The following is a 22,180-nucleotide window of genomic DNA, read 5'->3' on the forward strand; positions in this document are numbered from 1 at the left end:
AGGGTCACCGTCTTTTTGCTTATTTTGGATGTGCTGTATCTTTAAGAATTTTTCCGGATACGACAAAGGTTATGGGAATCGTAAACAGCACTGCCGCAAAAGGTGCGATATTGCTGTTTAGATGAAAAAATTCAACGAACATAAAAATCAGAGCAGTAGATACAGATATATTAACGATCTGTGTTAAAGGAAAGTACAAGTACTTTTTGAAAGTGGGCTTAATTCGGTAAGTGACATAGCAGTTCAAGAAAAATGAAATGTTCAAACTGATCAAAAACCCAATGATATGCGCTGCTAAATAAGACCAAGACAACACATTATGAAGCAGCAGGTAAATGCTGTAATAACTTACTGTATTCACGACACCGACAAAAATAAAACGGGTAAATTCAGTGTTTAATGCCTTAACGTTCATCGTATTCATCCACATTGCTGATATCCACCAGAAAATGCGGGCGTTGTTTGGTTTCGTTGTAAATGCGTCCAATATATTCCCCGATGACGCCAAGGCTGATTAATTGAATGCCTCCAAGTAAGAGAATTGCCGTAATCGTTGTAAAGTAGCCTGGAGCTCCGACGCCTTCTTGCATAATGTTATAGAGCGTGAAGAAGATATAGATAAGTGACAGGAACAGAACCAGAAACCCTGTATAAAAACAAATGCGCAAAGGCTTCATATTAAATGAAATGATTCCGTCAATTCCATAGTTGACAAGACTGTTAAATGACCATTTTGAATCGCCATCAGTGCGCAGCACATTTTCGTAGTTGATCGTTTTTTTGCTGAGCCCGATCCATGAGAACAGCCCTTTGGAAAAGCGGTTGCTTTCACTCAATGCCAAAATTGCGTTGATGGCTTTTCGGCTTAATAGACGGAAATCGCCTTCCCCATCTTGCAGGTCGACATCGGTAATCGAGTTAATCAGTTTATAATAGAGGGAAGAAAACAAGGAGCGAACTTTGGAGTCACCGGTGCGGGACCGTCTAGCGACAACTTGGTTAAAGCCTTCTTCGTATCCTTCCACCATTTCCTTTATCAGAGTGGGCGGATGTTGCAAGTCACTGTCCATGACAATAGCAGCGTCTCCTTTGATGCGTTTTAAACCGGCGAGCATCGCGGATTCTTTCCCAAAATTCCGGGTCAACGAAATATATTTTACGCTATCGTGTGCTGCGGCCAGCTTTAAAATTTCCTCGAGTGTCCCGTCGTTGCTGCCATCATTGATGAACATAATTTCATAATGGTATGGAAGCGAATCAAGTTCTTGCGCCAACCTTTCGTACATAGAAGCAATATTTGCTTCTTCGTTATAGGCTGGAACAATGATGGATATAAGTTTCATTCGTTTGCCCCCTTTCGAGCTATCAATAAAATCTCTTCATGCTGTATTTACCCGTGCCATTTAAGAAGTATGCCTTGCGAAAATGAAACTTCCCAGCGTTACATACGTATTAGTATACGACAGGTGTTTTAAGAAAACATTTGTCTGAAAATTCAGCGTGAGCGGGCTCCTATTAGCGTTTCTTAACACCAGATTTACAAGACCTTATTCGTTGAATTTTACATGTTGGACCTATACCTTTAAAATAGAATACATACTGATGAATGGAGAGTGTTAAGAATGGCGATTAATCTTGTAAAAGGTCAAAAGATCGATTTAACAAAAGGACGTTCATCTCTTTCAAGCATTATGGTTGGCTTGGGCTGGGACCCTGTTGCAACCAAAAAAAGTGGAGGCTTTCTAAGCGGCCTATTGGGCGGCGGAGGCGGCGGTGCTGATGTTGACTGTGACGCATCCGTCTTGTTGCTTGATGAAAACGGCAAGCTGACGGCAAAAGAAAACCTCATTTATTTCGGCAATAAGAAAAGCAAAGACGGCAGTGTTGTCCACTCAGGCGACAACTTGACTGGCGAAGGCGAAGGCGACGATGAAACGATTAATATCGACTTAAAGCGCATTTCACCTTCTGTTCATCGTTTGGTCTTCGTCGTTAACATTTATAATGCGAAACAAAAGAAACAAGATTTCGGCATGATTGAAAATGCGTTTATTCGTTTGGTTGATAATCAGTCGAAGGAAGAACTTGTCCATTATAATCTGACGGACAATTATGCAGGACAAATGTCGCTGATTACTGGTGAGCTTTATCGCCAAGGCGCAGAATGGAAGTTTTCTGCAGTCGGTGAAGGCGCATCAGAACCAGATATTGGCTCAATTGCAAACAAATATTCTTAAGGAGTGATTGGAAAAATGGCTATTAACTTATCAAAAGGACAAAAAGTAGATTTAACGAAAACTAATCCTGGTTTATCAAAAGTAATCGTAGGTTTAGGTTGGGATACCAATAAGTATGATGGAGGACAAGATTTCGATTTGGATTCTTCCGTGTTCCTTCTAAATGGTGAAGGCAAAACAGCTTCCGAAGCTGACTTTATCTTCTATAACAACACAACAGGTGCTGCTGGAGCTGTGGAACACACTGGCGATAACAAAACCGGTGAAGGTGATGGCGATGATGAGCAAGTAAACGTTAACTTATCTGCTATTCCAGCTTCGATTGAAAAAGCGACTTTTGCCATAACAATTCACGATGCAGAAGGACGGAGCCAGAACTTTGGCCAAGTAAGCAATTCATATGTCCGTATCGTCAATGGGGACACAAACGAAGAATTGATCCGCTATGACTTGGGTGAAGATTTTTCAATTGAAACGGCAGTCGTAGTCGGGGAACTTTACCGCCACGGTTCAGAGTGGAAATTCAATGCCATTGGCAGCGGTTATCAAGGTGGCTTAGAGTCTCTTGTGAAAGACTTTGGCTTAAACAGCTGAGTAAACGATGGAAAAGCAAGGAGACTGTCTCCTTGCTTTTTCTCCATTCATATACGAAATGATAATTTGAACGGGCTGTAGCAGCAGCATGCCGGGAGGGACCACGCATGAGACATTTTAGCGGATTGACAGATTCTGATTTAAAAACTTTTTTTAAATACTACCCGGCAGAATTTAACCGTGATACGGAACGGGAAACCCTAGGCCTGGCATTAGGTGCAGCACTTTATACACCAGGATCCAGATTGAATTTTGCGCAAAAAATAATAAGCGGAGATTATAGCAGTGGTGCGTTTTCCGGTTTAACCACATTGATTATCTGTTTGGAAGACGCAGTAGCCGACTCAGAGTTGGAACAAGCAGAAAAGAATGTGGTGAGCGAGTTTAAAAAACTGGCCGAGGCAAGTGCGGAACAGCTGGCATCCGGTCCAGCCTTGTTTTTGCGAATTCGTACGCCCAAACAACTAGATAAATTAATCAAACAGGCAGGCGTGTCATTGAACATATTGACTGGCATTGTATTCCCGAAATGCTTGCCCGCTACGTTGCCGTTGTTTTTTGATGCATTGGATCGTGCCAGTGCAGCGGCTGGGAGAGAGTTATATGCACTGCCCCTGCTTGAAACCAAAGAAGTGCTGTACAGTGAATCGCGTGAACAGACTTTAGCGGAATTGCACAAAATTATGAAATCTGAAGCTTACCGTGTTTTGACTGTTCGTGTAGGCGCAACAGATTTTTCCAGTCTTTATGGCTTACGTCGTCCTGCAGAGCGGACCATTTATGATGTTCATATCATCCGTGATTGCCTGACATCTATTTTGAACCGTTTCAATCGTGCAGAAGATGGTTTTACGGTTTCTGGTCCAGTATATGAACATTTTTCAGGTGGGGAGCGGTTATGGCTTTCCTCAAAACCAGAGCAAACGCTATGGGAAGAAGTTCAATTGGATGTTCTGAACGGTTTTAAAGGAAAAACCTGTATCCACCCGTCTCAAATTTCCATCGTCAATGCCGGCCATATTGTATCGCTTGAAACTTTTGAAGATGCCAAATTGATCCTCAATCAAAGTGGCAAGCGGAACGGTGTCCTGCAAAGTCCTAAACGAAACAAAATGAACGAAGTAAAACCGCATTTGAGTTGGGCAAGAAAAATCGCTGCTCAAGCGGAAGTCTATGGGGTGCTCAATGAAAACTATCAACAAATCGACGTCCTTAACCACATCCGGGCAAACCAACTTTCAACTCAATACTAAGTTGTGGGACAACCTGGATATTCGTATTTCGATCGCAAGTTCCTATGCTGAACTTTCACCGGAATCGCTTTTTTCGGTAGCTTTACGTGTCAATAAAAAGCGCCAATTCCTCTTCGTCAGCAAACTTATTGCAAAACACCTCGCTGTTGATCCAGCTGTGGCTCTTGGAACTGGCACGTTGTTAGCTTCGTTGCTGATGGAAAGAGCAGGGCTTGAAGGGCATCCGGATGCAGCCGCATTGGTTGAAATGATTGAAACTGGGAAAATAGATCGAAAAGCAAGTGTGAAATCGCTCCAATTTAAAAAAGCGCTGCCTCAAAAAACAGTGTTCATTGGCATGGCAGAAACCGCAACGGGCCTTGGGCACTCGGTTTTTCAGCATTTTGAGGACGCGGCTTATATTCATACAACACGTGAAGAGATTGTTGGGATTACCCCGTCTTTTGTCTTTGAAGAAGAGCATTCCCACGCAACGTCCCATAAAGTATATGCACCTGCTGGTATGCTTGAAGAAGCAGAAGCCATTGTTTTAATCGATGATGAAATTTCGACTGGCAATACCCTGCTGAATCTGGTTTGTGCATTGGACGAGCAATTCCCTGGAAAGCATTACGCTTCTCTTTCTATTCTTGATTGGCGAAATGATATACAGAAAGAGAAGTTGGAAAAAATGGCGGACGATCGGAATATCAGTCTGAAAATTATGTCTTTAATGGCTGGCGAGTTTGAGCTGGTTCACAGTAAAGCCCCTGAAGAACCTGAACTGGTTTCATTGACTAGTTTAGGCTCCAGGTTGCCGGATATTGAATTGCCAGGCGAGCAATTGGCTGCTCGTTCGAAAACGGCACAGCAGTATATATCTCATACAGGCCGTTTCGGCATTACCAGCAAGGAGCACGATGAAATAGAAGGCTGGGCAGAATCGGCAACCAAATTGCTTGAACAAAAAAGCGATAAGGCGTTAGTTATTGGTATAGGAGAAAATATGTACCTGCCATTGCGTTTTGCTTCAGCTTTAGGAGGCAACCCGGTTGTGCAGACTACAACACGCAGTCCGATTTTCGCTTCTCTGACAAATGGCTATCCGATTAGGGAAAAAGCCAGATTTGAACTGCCAGATGCAGAGGGCATTAGCCAGTTTATCTACAATCTCAATGAATTGGATATTGACCGCATTTATTTGCTTGCAGAATCTGTCATTGAGAAATCTGACTGGCAACCACTGCTTACATATCTGGAGAAAAAAGCACCAGTAGAATGGATTTCCCTGACAACCAGTAAAAGGAGTGAAAAGATCGAATGATAGCAACGGGTTTAGTGAAAACGAGTTATCCGAAAAGAGACATCACCTTCCTATTGAAAGACGTCAGCGATGAATTTGTTGAAAGTACCTTGGAGGAACGGGAAAAAGCGGTCCAGACGGGTGCACATTACGCAGAGCGGCTGCCGATGGAATACCGTCCTTCTGATGAGTACACAAATCTCTATCATGAAACGGTAAAGAAGACCAAGCAGCAATTAAGCTATTTGGTGGGATTAGTAACACGCCGTATTTTTATGAATGCAGGCACAGATGACGTTGTTCTAGTATCTTTAGCGCGTGCTGGCAGCCCAATTGGCATCCTTATCCGCCGTTATGCCGAACAAGTGATGAAAATGGACTGGCCGCATTACAGTGTTTCTATATTGCGGGATAAAGGAATTGATGAAAAAGCGATCGACTCGATTCGGGCTGCACATCCGGCAAGCCGCATCCAATTTGTGGACGGTTGGACCGGAAAAGGAGCCATCCAAAAAGAATTGACCAAATCGGTCAACAGCCTTAATAAAGAAAAAGGCCTAGACCTGTACGATGATATGGCGGTGTTGGCTGATCCTGGTGCCTGTGCAGTATTATTCGGGACACGTGACGATTTTCTTATTCCGAGCGCTTGTCTGAATGCAACGGTATCCGGTTTGGTGAGTCGAACCATTCTTAACAAGTTGTATATTGGCAAAAATGATTTTCACGGAGCCAAGTTTTATGGCGAGTTGCTTGAAGAAGATTTGTCCAATGATTTCGTCGATCAAATTACAGAGTGCTTTGCGGAGACGCGTGAAAGAGTCGAGAAAGACGCGGTTTCGACTCCCGTGACAGCTGAAAGAACTTGGCAGGGCATGAAGGAAGTTGAAGCAATCGGCCAGCAGATGTACAGTGAAACGGACTACCACCTAATCAAACCGGGAGTTGGCGAAACAACTCGTGTTCTGCTTCGCAGAAGCCCGTGGAAGATTTTGGTCAACAGTTTGGATAATCCGGATGTCCATCATATTTTGATGCTGGCAGAAGAAAAAGAGGTGCCGGTGGAAGTCGTTCCCGACTTGTTCTATCGCGCAATCGGCTTGATCCGATCGGGTAAAGAAATATGACGGTTTTATTCGCCAGTGATTTGGATCAGACTTTAATTTATTCCCGCAATTCCATGGGCATGGACGTGACAGAAGAAGAATTGGTCGAAGTTGAGCGTTACGAAGGCAAACCGTTATCCTTTATGACCCAAAAAAGCCAATCTGAATTGTGGAATATTAGTGATTCTGCATTCTTTTTGCCGGTTACTACGCGTACACAGGCTCAATACGAACGGGTGACAGGGATTTTTAAAGGGCAGCAAGCGCCGCGTTTTGCAGTCATATCCAACGGTGCGGTCATATTGGAAAATGGTCAACCAATCAAGGAGTGGTCGGACGGGATTCGTCAGCAATGCGTTAGCCGCAAAACGATTATTCAGGAATTGCTTCCAGAAATTGAACGCCATTTCTCGGAAGACTGGGTGTTGAAAGTGCGGCAGGCGGAAGATTGGTTCGTTTACCTGATTGTCGACCGGGACCGTTTTCCTGAAAACAAACTTGAATTTTACACAACAACCTTCAAAAAGCTCGGATGGGGAATGTCTTTGCAGGGCCGGAAACTTTATTTTATGCCGGAAAGCATCACAAAAGCAGCAGCTATGGAATACGTGAAAGAACGATTGGGAGCAAGCTATGTCTTTGCTGCCGGAGATTCATTGCTGGATCTCGATCTACTGGAAAGTGCAGACTACAGCATGCTGGCTTCCCATGGTGAAGCAGTGAGAAGTGCGATTCCGGTATCTGAGCATATTCGCAGAACCGATTATCACGGCATTAAGGCAGGAGAAGAAATCTTGGCTCGTGTTGCTGAGATTTCATTGCAACGCAAGTAAGCAACAAAGCAAGGAGAGATTCCGATGGTTCAATTGCATCCGATCCCCGCAAAAACCTGGGATCCGGAAAAAATCGGGGAATGGCTGAAAAAACCGATTGTGGATCACAGCGAAACCAAAATTGAAGAAAATCAGATTACGTATCCACAGTTGCTTGGACAAGTCACAGGCATGCCGCTTGATAGCGACGAGTATTTTGCCGGCATCTACGATGTCATCGAAGCTGCGGATGGACGATTAATTCGGCTTTCCGATAAGATGAACAAACATATCGAACAAGATCGTCTCCGGACATTACAGGATTTGTTCGAAATGAACAAAAAAGAAAATGGATTGTCGCCAAACCGTATGGTGGCATTTCTCGATGGTAAAGGACTGCTGCCCCGATTGAAAGATTCTGATTTGAATCGGCGCCTTCGGGTAGTACTGATTGATATTTTAAAAGCTTTTCAGGAGCAATCGGGAGGAAGTACCACCCATTCTTCTTTCCGGCGCGTTACGACTGACTTGGTCAAGTGGATGTTCAATCACTTGGAACCTGAAATTGAAAAATTGTCGTTGGAAAAAGGACTGCCAGGCTTTTTGTGGTATGGCAGCGCTTCAGAAAGTGAAACTTGGTTTTTGAAGCTTTCCGCAACTTTTGGTTTTCATATCATCGTTTACGATCCTAAAGGAGAAGGCTGGTTCGAGCTGGCAGTTGGAAAAGAAGGGCTTCACAGCCACAGTTTCCAAGTAAATGCTCCAACACTCTTGCCTTTTCCGGAAGAAAAGCCGAAACGTGTTGGGACGGTTGCCTACCGCGCAACTCAGGAAGTGGACCGGTTGTTGCATCACGATGATTCAGGGCTTTATAAGCCCTTCCAGTTCAAAGCCTATTTGACCCGTTCGGTCCGGCTTAAAACGACAATGGATGAAGCGTTCATGCTGGCCAAAGAGCGTGCGATGGTTCGGCCATCGTTTTCGGTTGCGGGAGGCAGCGTTAACATTCCAGTCGTTTTCTCCAAGCTCATGGGCATCGAGAAAGACCGAAGACGCTTTTGGGAAAACGTCCATAATTTAACTGAGCGTGAAGATACAAAACTAATCCGAAGCTTTCCGTTTATCGAAGAGCGAAAAGGCAATCAGCAATTCCATTATCGTGCTGCTCTTGGAAGAGAGGGCCTTCTGGATCCGGAAAAAATGAAAGCTGCACATTGGTGGAGATACAATAAATTGCCGGATGGTGTTCAAACTGCGATTGCAGCAGCGATTGCCCGACATGTAGAAAAGCCGATCTTGTTGCCTCAGAACAATGAGTCGCACGAAGAATTACAACTTTATGCTTTTTCACAATGCATGTCGCTGCCGGATTCGGTGATTCAATTGATCCAACTGTTTGATTATCCGCAGTTTGTACCGACCATGCTGTTTTATAACGAAGAAAAAGACGGTGAGTTGAGCCGTGCAGATGCCAATATGATCGCCTTGATCCACATATTCGGACTTGATGTCATCATCATCAACCCACAAGGGCATCAGGATATCGAACGTTGGGTAGATCCCGAATCATTTGATACGCATTGGCTGGACGAACGCAGCTTTAACGAGCCTTATCGTGAACCCTCAGTGGTGAAAAAGATATTCAGAAAATGGCTTTAGCCAAAAAGGAGTGAAATCGGATGACCAATATGCCAGATCAAATTGAACAACAGGAATTGGTAATGAAAGATGAAAATCAATTAAAGGTTCAGTTGAAAAAAGATCCTGAAGTTCTCCAGCTAGCTGCCAAGATTGATCCGAAAAACCAAATCGCTTTATTGGAATTTGGCCGCGAACCTGCAAATGAGATTTCGGCCTTTACAGGAAAAGTCTTAAATTCTGTCCAGGCAAGCAGCATGGAAGAGTCCAGTGAATTGCTGAAGCAACTCGGCAAAATTATGGATAAGTTCGATAAGAAAGATTTTGTTGAAAAGAAAGGCTTTCTCAGCAAAATTTTCAACAAAGGCAATAAAGTGATTGAACAGCTCTTCAACAAGTACCAGACTATGGGGAGTGAAATCGACAAAGTTTATGTCGAAATCACAAAGTATGAAGGCGAAATGAAAAAATCAACCACAACATTGGAAGAGCTGTACAACCAGAACTTCAATTACTTTATGGAACTGGAAAAGTATATTGCTGCAGGTGACATTAAAGTAGAAGAACTGAGAGCTAAGGAGCCTGATGTCCGGGCAAAAGCAGAGTCAGGCGATCAACTGGCACTTATGGAATTGAACTCGCTGCAAAATGCCATCGAGCTTCTAGAACAGCGCGTCTACGATCTTGAAATGGCCAAGCAGGTTTCTTACCAGTCAGCACCACAAATCCGTATGCTGCAGCGTGGGAATACGAAGCTGATTGGAAAAATCAATTCGGCTTTCGTTACTACCATTCCAATTTTCAAAACTGGCTTGATCAATGCCATCGCAGCAAAACGCCAAAACTTGGTAGCTGAGTCAATGAGCGAATTGGATCGCCGCACCAATGAAATGTTATTGAACAATGCCAACGACATTTCCCGCCAAAGTGTTGATATCGCAAGAATGTCGGGACAACCGAGCATCAAGATTGAAACCATTGAGCAAACATGGGAAACTATTATGCAGGGGATGAATGACACGCGCGAGATTGAGCAGGAAAATCGCAAAATGCGTGAAGAAGGACGTCTCCGCATCGAAGAATTGCAGAAGAAATACGAAGACACGCAACGTAAAGCTAATTAATCGGAGGAGGAAATCAATATGTCAACAATCAACCTTTCAAAAGGACAGAAGATCGACTTAACGAAAACGAATCCGGGCCTAACAAAAGTGGTCGTCGGTTTGGGCTGGGATACCAATAAATACAGCGGTGGCGGAGATTTCGATTTAGACGCTTCAGTCTTCCTTGTAGGAGAAAATGGCAAATCACGCGGACCTGAAGATTTTATCTTTTACAACAATCTTGTCGGGGCGAATGGTTCGGTTACCCACACTGGCGACAACTTAACAGGCGAAGGCGAAGGCGATGATGAGCAAGTAATTATTGATTTGCCAAATGTACCTGCTGATGTCCATAAAATCAGTTTTACCGTAACGATCCACGAAGCAGAAAGCCGCGGACAAAACTTTGGCCAGGTTTCAAATGCCTTTATCCGCATTGTTAATGAAAGCTCAAACGAAGAATTGATCCGCTATGATTTGGGGGAAGATTTCTCGATTGAAACAGCGTTAGTGGTTGGTGAATTGTACCGCCACGGCAGCGAATGGAAATTCAACGCAATCGGCAGCGGCTACCAAGGCGGCCTTGCAGCATTAGTAAATGATTACGGCTTAGGTTGATCGTAATTAAAAAACCGTTTATCAGTTTGCAAACTGATAAACGGTTTTTTTGGTTTAAAAATGAAAGAGTAGCTATATCTGACTAAATCTAGTTTACAACACAATATTAGTAGGATTCAGTGGTCCTGCTTATGCATAGTTTTGATTAAGTGATAGCGCTTCAGTGTAGTAAAATTGTCATTAAATTATGAATACTCGACATAGATTTTTTTATCTATGCTATCCTCAAAAGAAGATATAAAACTAGAGAGGATGAAAAAACGATGGCAATTATCGATCATGTAAAAGAAATTAGAAGAGCGTTGCATCAAAATCCGGAATTGGGTGGAGAGGAATGGGAAACGTCAAAACGGATACAGGAAGAGCTGCAAAAAGCAGGAATTTCCTTCAAAACTGGTTTTGCGAAAACGGGTGTTCTCGGTGTGATTGAGGGCAGCGGTGAAGGTGGAACAGTAGCATTGCGGGCTGATATTGATGCGCTTCCGATTTTAGAAAAGACGGTTGTCGATTTTAAATCCAAAGTGGACGGAAAAATGCACGCCTGCGGACACGACGCACATACTTCAATGCTGCTTGGGACAGCGTTCAAGCTACAAGAAATGAAAGAACAACTTTCAGGCCGTGTCCTGCTCGTTTTTCAGCCAAATGAAGAAGCATCGCCGATTGGAGGAGCAAGACCAATGATGGAAGATGGGCTTTTTGATGAATTTAAGCCCGATGTTATCTTTGGCCAACATGTTTGGCCAGATTTGCCTGTCGGCCAGATTGGTGTGCGCGACAAAGAAATGATGGGTGCATCTGATACCTTGTCTTTCACCATCAAGGGAGCAGGCGGACATGCCAGCATGCCACATCAAGGAAAAGATGCGATTGTTGTAACAGCTGAGTTTATCTCAAGTCTGCAGTCGATTGTCAGCCGCAATATAAACCCACTGGAATCTGCTGTCATTACCATCGGCACAATCAACGGAGGTTACCGCTATAACGTGATAGCGGATCAAGTAGTGTTAAAAGGGACTGTCCGAACTTATAGCAAGAAGGCCAAAGCAACCGTAAAACGTCGACTGGAAAACCTTGTGAAGGGCTTCGAAATGGCTTATGAAGTAGAAATCGAATTTGATTATATTGACGGTTATGGTGCGACGATCAACACTCCTGAATGGGCAGAGTTGGTACGAGGCAGTGCGACTCAATTGTTGGGAGAAGGCGCATTGCCAGAAGTAGACCCTTCGATGGCGGGAGAAGATTTTTCACGATTTTTGGAAAACATTCCGGGTGCATTTTATTGGCTTGGCTGCTCGAAAGCAGACGAAGAATCTCCCAAACCCCTGCACGATCCCGAGTTCTTTTTTGACGAATCTGCTTTGGAAGTAGGAGTCGAAACCATGGTGAAAGTAACTGTAGATGCACTGAATAAATTAAAAGGATAATTAAGGGAAATGCGTATAATTATTAATAAAAGTGAATTAATTATCGTAATCGCTTGATTATTAGCTATTTTTTTGCCTATAATATTAAAAAAGTTAAGATTTTAAAAGAGTGAGGAGGAGAATTATGAAAAAGCCAGAGCAAAGCGGAGAAAAGAAAGGGTTTTTTATCCGTTTCTTAAATGTTGTCGAAAAACTTGGCAACAAGTTGCCGGATCCGTTTATGATTTTTGTCTATTTGGCAGGTTTCGTCATAATTGCATCATTTATTTTTAGTTTGTTTGACGCTTCTGTAGTTCATCCAGGAACTGGTGAAACCTTGGCAATTGAAAATCTATTGTCTTGGGCAGGATTGCAGTACATAATCACTTCCATGTTGACCAACTTTACTGGTTTTGCTCCTTTGGGAACTGTTTTGGCCATCATGCTCGGAATTGGACTCGCGGAAAAAGTAGGATTATTGGAAGTTGCTATCCGCAAAACCATAATGAAAGCTCCTGCTTCAATCGTTACATATGCAATTGCTTTTGTAGGCATCATGGGGAATATCGCATCCGATGCTGCCCAAATTTTAATTCCTCCATTAGCTGCAATGGTATTTTACAAACTGGGAAGACATCCGCTTGCTGGATTGGCTGTTGGATTTGCCAGTGCGGGAGCCGGATTTACGGCCAATTTATTGATTGTTGGAACAGATGCGTTGCTGTCTGGGATTTCAACAGAAGCTGCTGCTATTTTGGATGACACGCTAATTGTCACACCTGCAGATAACTGGTATTTCAACATAGTATCGGTATTTGTTATGACCATTGTAGCGGGACTTGTAACAGAAAAAATTATTGAACCAAAACTTGGCAAGTACGAAGGGACATCAGTTATCGATGTCAGTGCCAAAGAACATCCGAAAGCCAATAAAGGATTGCGCAATGCCGGTTTGGCTGCTCTTGCCTATATTGCTGTTCTGGTTCTGCTGATTGTTTGGCCGGGATCTTCTCTTCGAAATGAAGAGGGAGGCATGATTCCTTCGCCATTCTTAACAGGAATTGTTCCGATTATTTTAGGGCTATTCCTGGTTCTGGGAATTGCTTACGGAAAAACAGTTGGCGCCATCAAAAATTCTGGAGATGCAGTCGGCTTTATGGCTGAATCCATCAAGGATATGTCAGGATTTATTGTGTTGATCTTTGCGGCGTCTCAATTTATTGCGTACTTTACATGGACCAATATTGGAACTTGGATTGCTGTAAATGGAGCAGAGTTTTTAACGCAAATCAACTTTACAGGCATTTACCTGATTGTCGGCTATATTTTATTCACGGCGTCCTTAAACTTCCTGATTACTTCAGGGTCAGCAAAATGGGCTTTGGAAGCTCCGGTATTTATTCCATTGTTCATGCAATTGGGGTACCACCCAGCGTTTACCCAAATGGCGTATCGCTTGGGCGACTCTTCAACGAACATTGTGACACCGCTGAATCCATACTTTATTGTGGTACTTTCTTTCCTAAAAGAGTATGACAAAAAAGCGGGTATGGGAACGTTGATTTCATTGATGATTCCGTATACTGTGTCCTTCTTGGTTGTCTGGATTATCCTATTCTTGATTTTCTTCTTTACCGGCTTGCAATATGGACCGGGAATTACTCCATATCTATAACAGATAACTCAAAATGAGGAGGGGAAAAATTGGCAGAAAAATTAATCGACGAGCACTTGCAGGAACAGATGATCCAATGGCGGCGCGACTTGCACCAGCATGCAGAATCTGGTTTTTTGGAAATGCGAACGGCTTCGCTGGTCGCCAAACGCTTGACGCAACTTGGCTACCCGCTGAAAATGGCTGGAGAAGTAATGATAGCCGACCAGCGGATGGGTGTGCCAAGCCAGGGAATTTTGGCGGCACATTATAAATGGGCCGAAGCGAACGGAGCTGACTTGGAATGGCTGCCGAACTTTAAAGACGGTCTGACAGGAATCGTTGCCGTACTGGAAACTGGAAGGCCAGGTCCGACCTTAGCGTACCGCTTTGATATGGATGCCCTGGACATACAGGAAGAGCTGGCTGAAGGCCATATTCCATTTGACCATGGCTTCCAGTCTATCAATGCAGATAAAATGCATGCCTGTGCACACGATGGCCATACATCGATTGGGCTGGGATTTGCTGAAACGCTAATGACCAATAAAGATAAGCTGGCAGGAACCATCAAGCTGATTTTCCAACCGGCAGAAGAAGGGACACGCGGAGCAAAATCTATGGTAGCGGCAGGAGTCGTTGATGACGTAGAGGTCTTTATCGCGATGCACTTGGGGACGGGTGTGCCGACAGGTGAATTTGTGTCGGGCAATGCCGGATTTTTGGCTACTACCAAGCTGGACGTGGTTTTCAAAGGAATTGCGTCTCATGCAGGCGGTAAGCCGGAGGAAGGGCGCAATGCCTTGATGGCTGCTTCTTCTGCAGTTCTCGGGTTGAACGGAATTCCACGCCATTCGGCCGGAGCTTCCAGGATTAATGTTGGTGTTCTAAATGCAGGATCCGGACGCAATATAATACCGGCAACTGCTCAAATGAAAATCGAAACCCGTGGAGAAACTTCTGAAATCAATGATTATATTCGAGCGCAGGCGTTTGCGGTTCTCGAAGGCGCCGCGGCAATGTATGGAGTCGAAGTAAGCACAGAAGTGGTCGGTGAAGCCAAGAGCAGCATTCCGAGCAAAGAATTGGTGGAAACCTTGCATGCTGTGGCACAGTCCTCTCCTTTCTTTACGAAAACCATTGATTGGTCCACTGATTCGGCTGGATCTGAAGACGCGACTTATTATATGGAGCATGTAAAATCACGCGGGGGACAAGCAACTTATTGCATCGTCGGCAGCGATTTAGCGGCCGGCCATCACAATGAACGATTTGATTTTGATGAAGCATCGATGCTGGCGGCAGTTGACGTGTTGTATCGATCTGCACTGAAAATAAGCAAGGCATAAGAAAAAGACGGCGGGGATTTCCTGCCGTCTTTCTTATGGCTAAAAAACTTTGTTATTTTACAGCTGAAGGCTGAACGCCTTCAGGAATCGGGCAGCTATAGGCTTCTTTTGCCCGTTTTGCTTCGTGTTCAGCTTTAATGGCCTGCAGGTCTTCTGGATGATGGTATAAATGGATGGCTGTGTTCGCCATGGCTTCAGAAGACAGCAGCATGCCGCTGTGGGCAAACGAACCGATGCCTTGTGTCACCATTTGCCATGTGTGAAGAGGCGTACCGATAGCCGAAGTGGCAGTAGTCAGTTGAGCGGTCGGAACAATCCAGCTGACATCCGAAACATCCGTAGAACCGGCCATAACCTCATTGGAAGGAGCGTAATCTGAAATGATATCCGCTAGATACTTTCCTTCGAATTCATTGCCGTCCCCATTGTATCCAAAAGTTTTCATACCGGCGAGAAAATTATTTTTTTCGCCCTCGGACAAGGTTTGCCAAATCCCTGCAGCAAATTCCTTTTCTTGCTCAGTTGGTTGGATGGCTCCGGCTTCCTGCAGTTTTTCGTTCAGAATGGTTTCCAGCATCCGGTTCGGTTCATAGTTGGAACAGGCTTTATCGAAGACAATGGTCATCTCGGTTTCGGTCATTAGCGCAGCGCCTTGCGCAATTTTACAGACGCGTTTGTAGATTTCATCGACTTGTGCAACTTTGGGGGCACGGATCAAATACAAAACTTCCGCTTCGGATTGCACGACATTTGGCGAAAATCCTCCGCTGTTGGTGATGGCGTAATGCATGCGAGCTTCTTGCACGACATGCTCGCGCAAGTAGTTGACGCCGACATTCATCAATTCGACTGCGTCCAACGCGCTGCGTCCCAAGTGAGGAGAATTTGCCGCGTGCGATGCCACTCCTTTGAAACGGAAATACACTTGGTAATTGGCAAGGCTCGACAAGCTCATGATGGAGTTGGAGTAAGAAGGGTGCCAGGTCAAAGCAATATCCAAACCATCAAAGACGCCTTCCCGTACCATGAAAGTTTTGCCCGAGCCGCCTTCTTCGCCGGGGCAGCCGTAAAATTTTACGGTTCCACTAATGTTGTTATCAGTAAGATAAGCTTTTACCGCATATGCCGCCGCCAGAGAACCGGTCCCAAGCAGGTTGTGTCCGCAGCCGTGTCCGATGCCGCCTGGATCAATCGGTTCCTGCTTGGTGAGATTGGCTTTTTGGCTGAGTCCGGATAAGGCATCAAATTCACCTAGAAATCCGATGACTGGCTTTCCTGTGCCGTAACTTGCTACAAATGCGGTTTCAATTCCACCCACTCCGCGTTCGACTGAAAACCCCTCTTTTTCCAATTCATCTGCCAAAAATGCAGCGGATTCAAATTCCTCGTAGCGTGTTTCTGGATGCTCCCAAATATATTGACTGATGGATTCAAAATGCTTCCTGTTGCTTGTTAAGTAGTTGCTGACTGCAGAATCAATTGCCATCCCAGTTCCTCCTTAAAAATAAATTCATCTTTAGTATAACAAAATTATGTCGTATTCTAAAAACAAGTCAGAGTGGATCTGCTTTATCGAATTGTGAAAAAACTTTTATCTTTTTTTATACCTTACGGCTTCTGGGTTTGCAATAATGGAAACGGTTGCAAAGAAATCTAAATATTTTTTATATATTGACAATGGATTTTGGACTGTATATGATGGAGTCAATTCAAATATACAGATTAACTATGTTGATGGAGATACGCTTTATGCAAAGAAATCTCAAGAGAGCTGATGGTTGGTGAAAATCAGTGGTTTCGGCATTTTGCAGCACTCCTGAATAGATGGATTGAATACCCCAGTAGGTCCATTCGCTTCATGTCCGTTACGCATGTGAACCAATGAGGCTGTCGGGTTGCTGACAGTGAATTAGGGTGGTACCGCGAAACAGAAGACTCTTCGCCCCTTGCATCTTTATGTAAGGGCGGAGAGTCTTTTTTGCGTCTCATACAATTACTGCCCGCAAAAGCGGGAAATCGAGAGGGGAATGAATTTTACTATGCTGACAGACCAACAAATTTTACGAATCCCAGGACCAACGCCAATTCCGCCAAGCGTGCAGCGTGCCATGGCACAACCGATGATTGGCCACCGCGGACAAAGTACATCCGAAATGATTAATGACATCAGACCTAAGATGAAACGCGTTTTTGGAACCAAACAGGAAGTGCTCATTTTGACAGGCAGCGGTACCGCTGCTCTCGAAGCAGCGGTCGTTAATACGGTTGCGCCTGGCGAAGGAGTTTTGGTTCTTGTAACAGGCGCATTTGGAGATCGTTTTGCGAAAATTTGTCAAGCATATGAAATTCAGACCCACGTATTCGAAGTGGAATGGGGGCAGGCGGTTGATCCGGAAGCGGTAAAAAACTTTCTTCTGGAACATCCTGAAATCAAAGTGGTCTTTTCGACATTCTGCGAAACTTCAACGGGTGTTCTGAATCCCATCAAAGAGCTGGCCGCTGCTGTGAAAGAAGTATCAGAAGCCTTGGTCATCGTCGATGGTGTATCCTGTGTAGCAGGTACGGAAACCGAGATGGACAAATGGGGAATCGATATAGTCGTTACTGGCTCACAAAAAGCCTTCATGCTTCCGGCCGGCCTTTCGTTCATTGCTGCGAGTGACCGGGCTTGGAAGAAAATCGAAGTCAATCCGCAGCCTCGGTTTTATTTGGACCTCAAAAAACATAAAGACAATATGTTAAAAGATACAACACCGTTTACACCGGCTCTTTCCATTTTATTCGGATTGCAGCAAGTGCTCGAATTGCTGGAAGAAGAAGGGCTGGAGCAGGTATACGCCAGGCATCACTTGATGAAGGACATGACCCGTGCGGCTTTCAAAGCATTGGGCATCCCATTGCTGACTTCCGATAAAGATGCATCCCCGACAGTAACAGCCGTGAAACCGAATGACTTTGATCCGGAAGAATTCCGGAAAGTGATGAAGAAAGAATTTGCGTTGGAAGTGGCAGGCGGCCAGCAGCATTTAGCGAAAAAGATTTTCCGCATCGGCCACATGGGTTATTGCTCTCCGGCTGACATGTTGCAAACGTTGGCAGCCATGGAAATTGGTTTGATCAAAGTAGGGAAAAAAATCGAACTTGGCAAAGGAATCGCCGCTGCACAACAAGTGTATTTGACAGAAGGGAAGGAAATTAAATGACTTTTCACGTTTTGATCAGCGATCCACTTAGCGAAGAGGGAATTTATCCCTTGCGCCAGGCAAACGGCGTAAACATTGTCATGGAAACCAACTTGACGCCGGAACAATTGGGCGAGCGCATTGATGGTTTTGATGCGCTGCTTGTCCGGAGCCAAACACAAGTAACACGCGAATTAATTGAAAAAGCTTCGAACTTGAAAATTATTGGGCGCGCAGGTGTTGGTGTCGACAACATCGATTTGGAAGCGGCTACCGAGCACGGAATTATCGTTGTCAATGCACCGGACGGCAACACCAACTCGGCCGCTGAACATACGATGGCGATGCTGATGTCAATGGCGCGCAAAATCCCTCAAGCGTTTCACGCGTTGCGCAATCAAAATTGGGACCGCAAATCTTATGTGGGCGTCGAATTGAAAAACAAGACCCTTGGAGTAGTCGGATTCGGCCGAATTGGCCAGGAAGTGGCAGCGCGTGCGAAAGGACAGCGAATGAACATCATTGCATATGATCCTTTCCTGACAGCTGAAAAAGCAGAAAAGCTTGGCGTGGATTTCGGTTCTGTGGAAGATGTACTGAGAGTGGCGGATTTTGTGACGGTCCACACGCCTTTGTTGAAAGAAACCAAGCATTTGATCAATAAAGAAGCATTTGCCATCATGAAAGACGGCGTGCAGATCGTCAACTGTGCACGCGGCGGCATTATTGATGAAAATGCATTGTTTGACGCAGTGAAATCAGGGAAAGTAGCGGGGGCTGCGCTTGATGTGTTTGAGCAGGAACCAATGGTCGATTTTCGGCTTTTGGATTTACCCGAAATCATCGCCACGCCGCATTTGGGCGCCAGCACATTTGAAGCGCAGGAAAGTGTCGCAGTAGATGTCAGCATGGATGTTGTCAGCTATTTCACAACAGGAACTGTCCGGAATTCAGTGAACTTGCCGTCTGTACCGAAAGAAATCATGAAAAAAATCGAGCCTTACTTTGATTTATCAGAGCGTTTGGGTGCTTTTTTGACCGATTTGACCGGTGCAGCCGCAGAAGAAGTGACGGTTCGCTATGCTGGCGATTTGGCCAATATGGAAGTGGGGCCTTTGACGCGCAATATGCTGAAAGGCATGCTCAAGCGCCACCTCGGCAAGCACGTCAATGATGTCAACGCGATGTATATCGCCAATCAAAAAGGCATTGTCGTCAGTGAACAAAAAACGACCGAATCAAAAGGGTTTACGAGCCTGATCACGGTGGAAGTAAAAACGGCAAAAGGAACCAGAAAAGCTGCGGGAACTTTGTTGAACGGACAAGGCGCACGCATCGTTAAAGTGGATGATTATTTGGTGGATGTTGTGCCAGAAGGACATCTGCTGTACGTTCGCCACAATGACCGTCCAGGTGTTATCGGCCGTGTCGGCACCCTGCTTGGTCAGGAAAATGTCAACATTGCCACAATGCAGGTAGGACGTTCAATTGTTGGTGGAGACGCCATCATGATGCTGTCCATCGATAAACCTGCAGAAACAAGCAGTTTGGAGCAACTTGCAAAATTAGAAGAAATTGAGGGAGTTACTGCCATCAATTTATAGAAAACACAAAAGAGGTCCTCATAGCGAGGACCTCTTTTGTTTAAATTTGTTCCAGCAGCTGAAGCAATTCCTCCAAATGCTGGATTTCGTATGTTGGAATGATGGATTCATGCGGTGCCTTTTGTTCCCGGTTGACCCAGACAGAGCGGATTCCTGCTTTTTCAGCACCGATAATATCCGTCATTAAGTTATCACCGACCATCAACACTTCACCCGCAGATAAACCGAATTTCGATAAAGCATGGTGAAAGATGGTGGGATCCGGTTTGCCTTTTCCAAATGCCCCTGAGACGACAATATGATCAAAAAAAGGAGCAATCTCCGGTGTGATTTCAAGCTTGGTCTGCTGCAGACTTGGCGATCCATTGGTCAACAACAGCAAGTGGTAATGGCCTTTCAAATCTTCCAGTACCTTTAAGCTTTCTTCATACAAAATGGGATTTCTTTTTCGAGCTTCGGGAAAATATTCTGCAAGCTGACCACCGATTTCTGGGCTGTCGATTCCCATCTTTTTCAGGCCGAGCGTCCAGGCGTCCCGGCGATAAGCAGGAACAATCGTTTTCATTTGCTGAAAATCTGTTCCTTCGTCATCAAATGTTCCCCATAGCCCCTCGAACGGATTAATGCCGATCATTTTGGTGAAATCATATGTATTGTATCCGGCATAAAGCATAGTAGCTGCAGCTCTTACCGCTTCTTCCAGACCGGAACAATCTGAGCCTGTTAGTTCTTCTGCCAACGTGCACGTTTCCTGGAATGCTTTCTCCACACTCTTCTTGTCCCATAACAAGGTGTCATCTAAATCGAAAAAAATCGCTTTGACCATTGGTGTGAGTTCCCCCTGACAATAATGTTGCTTGGCTCTAGTGTACTGGAAAAGCTTTTAAAAACATAGCGTGTTCAGAGTTCTCTCACTGAAAAAAATAGAGACTGAGTGCTATGATATGGACAAGGAGTGAAAACAATGATGATAAGCAATTCGACGATGCTTTTATTGGAAGATGCTACTGAATATATAGAAATTTGCTACGATGAGCTGGGGAAAAATGAATACCAGAAAGCTGAAAGGCTGCTTGAAATTAAATCAGAAATCGAGCAAACCGGAACTTATACACACAGTTTCGAGGAGTTAGAGCACGGAGCACGTATGGCGTGGCGCAACAATAATCGCTGCATTGGCCGATTATTTTGGAATTCACTAACGGTCTTTGATGAACGCCACCAAACAACGGCAGAAGGAGTCTTTGATGCATTGGTCCAGCATATTGATTTTGCTGGCAATAATGGAAAAATCCGTCCCACAATTACTGTTTTTCGTGCAGCAAAGGAACATGAAGAATCGCTGCGTTTATGGAACCATCAGTTGATCCGCTATGCGGGATATGAAACCGAGGCCGGCATCATTGGAGATTCCAGTTCAGTGGAACTGACGAAGGTTTGTCAGGAACTCGGCTGGCAGGGAGCAGGAACGGCTTTTGATATTTTGCCTTTAGTCATTCAATTACCGGGTGAAGAACCTGTTCTAAAGGAAATTCCGCATGAGTCGATCATGGAAGTCGAAATTGGACACCCTGAAATTCCCGAATTTTCAAAGCTTGGCATCAAATGGTACGGAATTCCAATCATTTCAGACATGATGCTGGAAATTGGCGGCATTGCATACAAGATGGCGCCTTTTAACGGCTGGTATATGGGCACTGAAATCGGTGCCAGAAATTTGGCGGATGAGGATCGATATAACCTTCTGCCTGCAGTGGCAGAACTCATGGAACTAAATATACAATCGAACCGTTCATTATGGAAAGACAAAGCGTTAGTCGAATTGAATATTGCTGTGCTGGAGTCGTTCCAAGAAGCAGGCGTGACCATCGTCGATCACCACACAGCAGCGAAACAGTTCAAGAATTTCGAGAAAAAGGAAGAGGTGGAAGGGCGCGATGTCACCGGAAATTGGGCGTGGCTCATTCCACCGATGTCTCCCGCCACAACACATATTTTCCACAAGCCTTATAAGAACAATGTGGTTAAACCAAATTATTTTCATCAAAAAGCTCCCTATCAATCATAAGGAGAGGATACGAATGAAGGAATTCAAAATAACCTACTTTTTTGATGAAGAACATTATATCCGCCGCTTTATTCACATGGAGTCACAGGAAGAAGCCGAACAATTGATACAAAGTGAACGGGATCAATACATTTCGTTCCGTGACAACCGCGGAATCTATCACGAATTGAATACACGGAACGTTCGGGTCATTCAAGTCTCGGAATATCATCGGATGGATAAATTCTGAAAAGCGCAGCCTGCAGTGGGCTGCGTTTTTATTAGAAGGGTT

General features: G+C 44.6%; 20 protein-coding genes and 1 other annotated feature. Of the genes, 16 read left to right on the plus strand and 4 right to left on the minus strand.

All coding sequences use genetic code 11. The annotated features are described in order from the left end of the window. Positions 1-19 precede the first annotated feature (19 nt). Positions 20-415 (minus strand): GtrA family protein, encoded by a 396-nt coding sequence (locus tag AC4EHK_RS02380; protein WP_490977913.1) that lies wholly within the window; start codon positions 413-415, stop codon positions 20-22. Further along, the gene (locus tag AC4EHK_RS02385; protein WP_490977198.1) at positions 405-1,343 is read right to left on the minus strand and encodes a glycosyltransferase family 2 protein; all 939 of its coding nucleotides are present in this window, start codon (positions 1,341-1,343) and stop codon (positions 405-407) included. Before AC4EHK_RS02385 ends, AC4EHK_RS02380 begins: the two co-directional genes overlap by 11 nt. Positions 1,344-1,622: 279 nt before the next feature. On the opposite strand from AC4EHK_RS02385, the gene AC4EHK_RS02390 reads away from it, so the two are divergent. The 12 genes from AC4EHK_RS02390 to AC4EHK_RS02445 all read left to right on the plus strand — a co-directional run bounded on the left by AC4EHK_RS02390 (position 1,623) and on the right by AC4EHK_RS02445 (position 15,055). Beyond that, complete coding sequence (locus AC4EHK_RS02390; RefSeq protein ID WP_490977199.1) at positions 1,623-2,237, plus strand: TerD family protein; 615 nt, start codon at positions 1,623-1,625, stop codon at positions 2,235-2,237. Between the two features lie 15 nt (positions 2,238-2,252). Beyond that, on the plus strand, positions 2,253-2,831 hold the full coding sequence (locus AC4EHK_RS02395) for a TerD family protein (RefSeq protein ID WP_142826889.1): 579 nt from the start codon (positions 2,253-2,255) through the stop codon (positions 2,829-2,831). A 107-nt stretch (positions 2,832-2,938) separates the two neighbouring features. Continuing rightward, positions 2,939-4,084, plus strand: a complete 1,146-nt coding sequence (locus AC4EHK_RS02400; RefSeq protein ID WP_490977200.1) for an HpcH/HpaI aldolase/citrate lyase family protein — start codon at positions 2,939-2,941, stop codon at positions 4,082-4,084. Further along, the gene (locus AC4EHK_RS02405) at positions 4,017-5,387 is read left to right on the plus strand and encodes a phosphoribosyltransferase family protein (RefSeq protein WP_490977201.1); all 1,371 of its coding nucleotides are present in this window, start codon (positions 4,017-4,019) and stop codon (positions 5,385-5,387) included. Before AC4EHK_RS02400 ends, AC4EHK_RS02405 begins: the two co-directional genes overlap by 68 nt. Further along, a complete protein-coding gene (locus AC4EHK_RS02410; RefSeq protein ID WP_490977202.1) occupies positions 5,384-6,493 on the plus strand; it encodes a cysteine protease StiP family protein in 1,110 nt (369 codons plus the stop codon). Before AC4EHK_RS02405 ends, AC4EHK_RS02410 begins: the two co-directional genes overlap by 4 nt. Further along, positions 6,490-7,305 (plus strand): HAD family hydrolase, encoded by an 816-nt coding sequence (locus tag AC4EHK_RS02415; RefSeq protein ID WP_490977203.1) that lies wholly within the window; start codon positions 6,490-6,492, stop codon positions 7,303-7,305. The genes AC4EHK_RS02410 and AC4EHK_RS02415 overlap by 4 nt, the downstream gene beginning before the upstream one ends. A 24-nt stretch (positions 7,306-7,329) precedes the next feature. Next, positions 7,330-8,943 (plus strand): YceG family protein, encoded by a 1,614-nt coding sequence (locus AC4EHK_RS02420; RefSeq protein WP_490977204.1) that lies wholly within the window; start codon positions 7,330-7,332, stop codon positions 8,941-8,943. Between the two features lie 20 nt (positions 8,944-8,963). Then, positions 8,964-10,046, plus strand: coding sequence for a toxic anion resistance protein (locus AC4EHK_RS02425; RefSeq protein ID WP_490977205.1), 1,083 nt, complete (start codon positions 8,964-8,966; stop codon positions 10,044-10,046). Positions 10,047-10,064: 18 nt separating this feature from the next. Next, positions 10,065-10,643 (plus strand): TerD family protein, encoded by a 579-nt coding sequence (locus AC4EHK_RS02430; protein ID WP_490977206.1) that lies wholly within the window; start codon positions 10,065-10,067, stop codon positions 10,641-10,643. A 263-nt stretch (positions 10,644-10,906) separates the two neighbouring features. Continuing rightward, complete coding sequence (locus AC4EHK_RS02435) at positions 10,907-12,073, plus strand: M20 metallopeptidase family protein (RefSeq protein ID WP_490977207.1); 1,167 nt, start codon at positions 10,907-10,909, stop codon at positions 12,071-12,073. 124 nt (positions 12,074-12,197) lie between these two features. Then, entirely contained in the window at positions 12,198-13,727 is a 1,530-nt protein-coding gene (locus AC4EHK_RS02440) for an AbgT family transporter (protein WP_490977208.1), read from the plus strand. Between the two features lie 29 nt (positions 13,728-13,756). Next, positions 13,757-15,055, plus strand: a complete 1,299-nt coding sequence (locus AC4EHK_RS02445) for an amidohydrolase (RefSeq protein ID WP_490977209.1) — start codon at positions 13,757-13,759, stop codon at positions 15,053-15,055. Positions 15,056-15,107: 52 nt separating this feature from the next. Here the strand turns inward: AC4EHK_RS02445 and AC4EHK_RS02450 are convergent, their stop codons facing one another. After that, entirely contained in the window at positions 15,108-16,541 is a 1,434-nt protein-coding gene (locus AC4EHK_RS02450; protein ID WP_490977210.1) for a M20 family metallopeptidase, read from the minus strand. A 236-nt stretch (positions 16,542-16,777) separates the two neighbouring features. Continuing rightward, positions 16,778-17,005, plus strand: a binding site (T-box leader). Between the two features lie 89 nt (positions 17,006-17,094). On the opposite strand from AC4EHK_RS02450, the gene AC4EHK_RS02455 reads away from it, so the two are divergent. Then, positions 17,095-18,258: a pyridoxal-phosphate-dependent aminotransferase family protein gene (locus AC4EHK_RS02455; protein ID WP_490977914.1), complete on the plus strand. Its 1,164-nt coding sequence runs from the start codon at positions 17,095-17,097 to the stop codon at positions 18,256-18,258. Next, complete coding sequence (serA, locus tag AC4EHK_RS02460) at positions 18,255-19,841, plus strand: phosphoglycerate dehydrogenase (protein ID WP_490977211.1); 1,587 nt, start codon at positions 18,255-18,257, stop codon at positions 19,839-19,841. The genes AC4EHK_RS02455 and serA overlap by 4 nt, the downstream gene beginning before the upstream one ends. Before the next feature lie 40 nt (positions 19,842-19,881). Here the strand turns inward: serA and AC4EHK_RS02465 are convergent, their stop codons facing one another. Then, complete coding sequence (locus AC4EHK_RS02465) at positions 19,882-20,667, minus strand: HAD family hydrolase (RefSeq protein WP_490977212.1); 786 nt, start codon at positions 20,665-20,667, stop codon at positions 19,882-19,884. A gap of 138 nt (positions 20,668-20,805) precedes the next feature. Between AC4EHK_RS02465 and AC4EHK_RS02470 the strand changes: the two genes are divergently transcribed. Beyond that, complete coding sequence (locus AC4EHK_RS02470; RefSeq protein ID WP_490977213.1) at positions 20,806-21,909, plus strand: nitric oxide synthase oxygenase; 1,104 nt, start codon at positions 20,806-20,808, stop codon at positions 21,907-21,909. Between the two features lie 13 nt (positions 21,910-21,922). Next, positions 21,923-22,138: a hypothetical protein gene (locus tag AC4EHK_RS02475; RefSeq protein ID WP_490977214.1), complete on the plus strand. Its 216-nt coding sequence runs from the start codon at positions 21,923-21,925 to the stop codon at positions 22,136-22,138. The last annotated feature ends 42 nt before the right edge of the window (positions 22,139-22,180 follow it).

It is taken from the genome of Planococcus sp. TJ-307 (genome assembly GCF_058268435.1).

Excerpts from the sequence above, each read along its gene's own strand:
- AC4EHK_RS02380 (WP_490977913.1), bottom strand. The coding sequence starts at position 415 with ATGAACGTTAAGGCATTAAACACTGAATTTACCCGTTTTATTTTTGTC.
- AC4EHK_RS02385 (WP_490977198.1), bottom strand. The coding sequence starts at position 1,343 with ATGAAACTTATATCCATCATTGTTCCAGCCTATAACGAAGAAGCAAAT.
- AC4EHK_RS02390 (WP_490977199.1), top strand. The coding sequence starts at position 1,623 with ATGGCGATTAATCTTGTAAAAGGTCAAAAGATCGATTTAACAAAAGGA.
- AC4EHK_RS02395 (WP_142826889.1), top strand. The coding sequence starts at position 2,253 with ATGGCTATTAACTTATCAAAAGGACAAAAAGTAGATTTAACGAAAACT.
- AC4EHK_RS02400 (WP_490977200.1), top strand. The coding sequence starts at position 2,939 with ATGAGACATTTTAGCGGATTGACAGATTCTGATTTAAAAACTTTTTTT.
- AC4EHK_RS02405 (WP_490977201.1), top strand. The coding sequence starts at position 4,017 with ATGAAAACTATCAACAAATCGACGTCCTTAACCACATCCGGGCAAACC.
- AC4EHK_RS02410 (WP_490977202.1), top strand. The coding sequence starts at position 5,384 with ATGATAGCAACGGGTTTAGTGAAAACGAGTTATCCGAAAAGAGACATC.
- AC4EHK_RS02415 (WP_490977203.1), top strand. The coding sequence starts at position 6,490 with ATGACGGTTTTATTCGCCAGTGATTTGGATCAGACTTTAATTTATTCC.
- AC4EHK_RS02420 (WP_490977204.1), top strand. The coding sequence starts at position 7,330 with ATGGTTCAATTGCATCCGATCCCCGCAAAAACCTGGGATCCGGAAAAA.
- AC4EHK_RS02425 (WP_490977205.1), top strand. The coding sequence starts at position 8,964 with ATGACCAATATGCCAGATCAAATTGAACAACAGGAATTGGTAATGAAA.
- AC4EHK_RS02430 (WP_490977206.1), top strand. The coding sequence starts at position 10,065 with ATGTCAACAATCAACCTTTCAAAAGGACAGAAGATCGACTTAACGAAA.
- AC4EHK_RS02435 (WP_490977207.1), top strand. The coding sequence starts at position 10,907 with ATGGCAATTATCGATCATGTAAAAGAAATTAGAAGAGCGTTGCATCAA.
- AC4EHK_RS02440 (WP_490977208.1), top strand. The coding sequence starts at position 12,198 with ATGAAAAAGCCAGAGCAAAGCGGAGAAAAGAAAGGGTTTTTTATCCGT.
- AC4EHK_RS02450 (WP_490977210.1), bottom strand. The coding sequence starts at position 16,541 with ATGGCAATTGATTCTGCAGTCAGCAACTACTTAACAAGCAACAGGAAG.
- AC4EHK_RS02455 (WP_490977914.1), top strand. The coding sequence starts at position 17,095 with ATGCTGACAGACCAACAAATTTTACGAATCCCAGGACCAACGCCAATT.
- serA (WP_490977211.1), top strand. The coding sequence starts at position 18,255 with ATGACTTTTCACGTTTTGATCAGCGATCCACTTAGCGAAGAGGGAATT.
- AC4EHK_RS02465 (WP_490977212.1), bottom strand. The coding sequence starts at position 20,667 with ATGGTCAAAGCGATTTTTTTCGATTTAGATGACACCTTGTTATGGGAC.
- AC4EHK_RS02470 (WP_490977213.1), top strand. The coding sequence starts at position 20,806 with ATGATGATAAGCAATTCGACGATGCTTTTATTGGAAGATGCTACTGAA.
- AC4EHK_RS02475 (WP_490977214.1), top strand. The coding sequence starts at position 21,923 with ATGAAGGAATTCAAAATAACCTACTTTTTTGATGAAGAACATTATATC.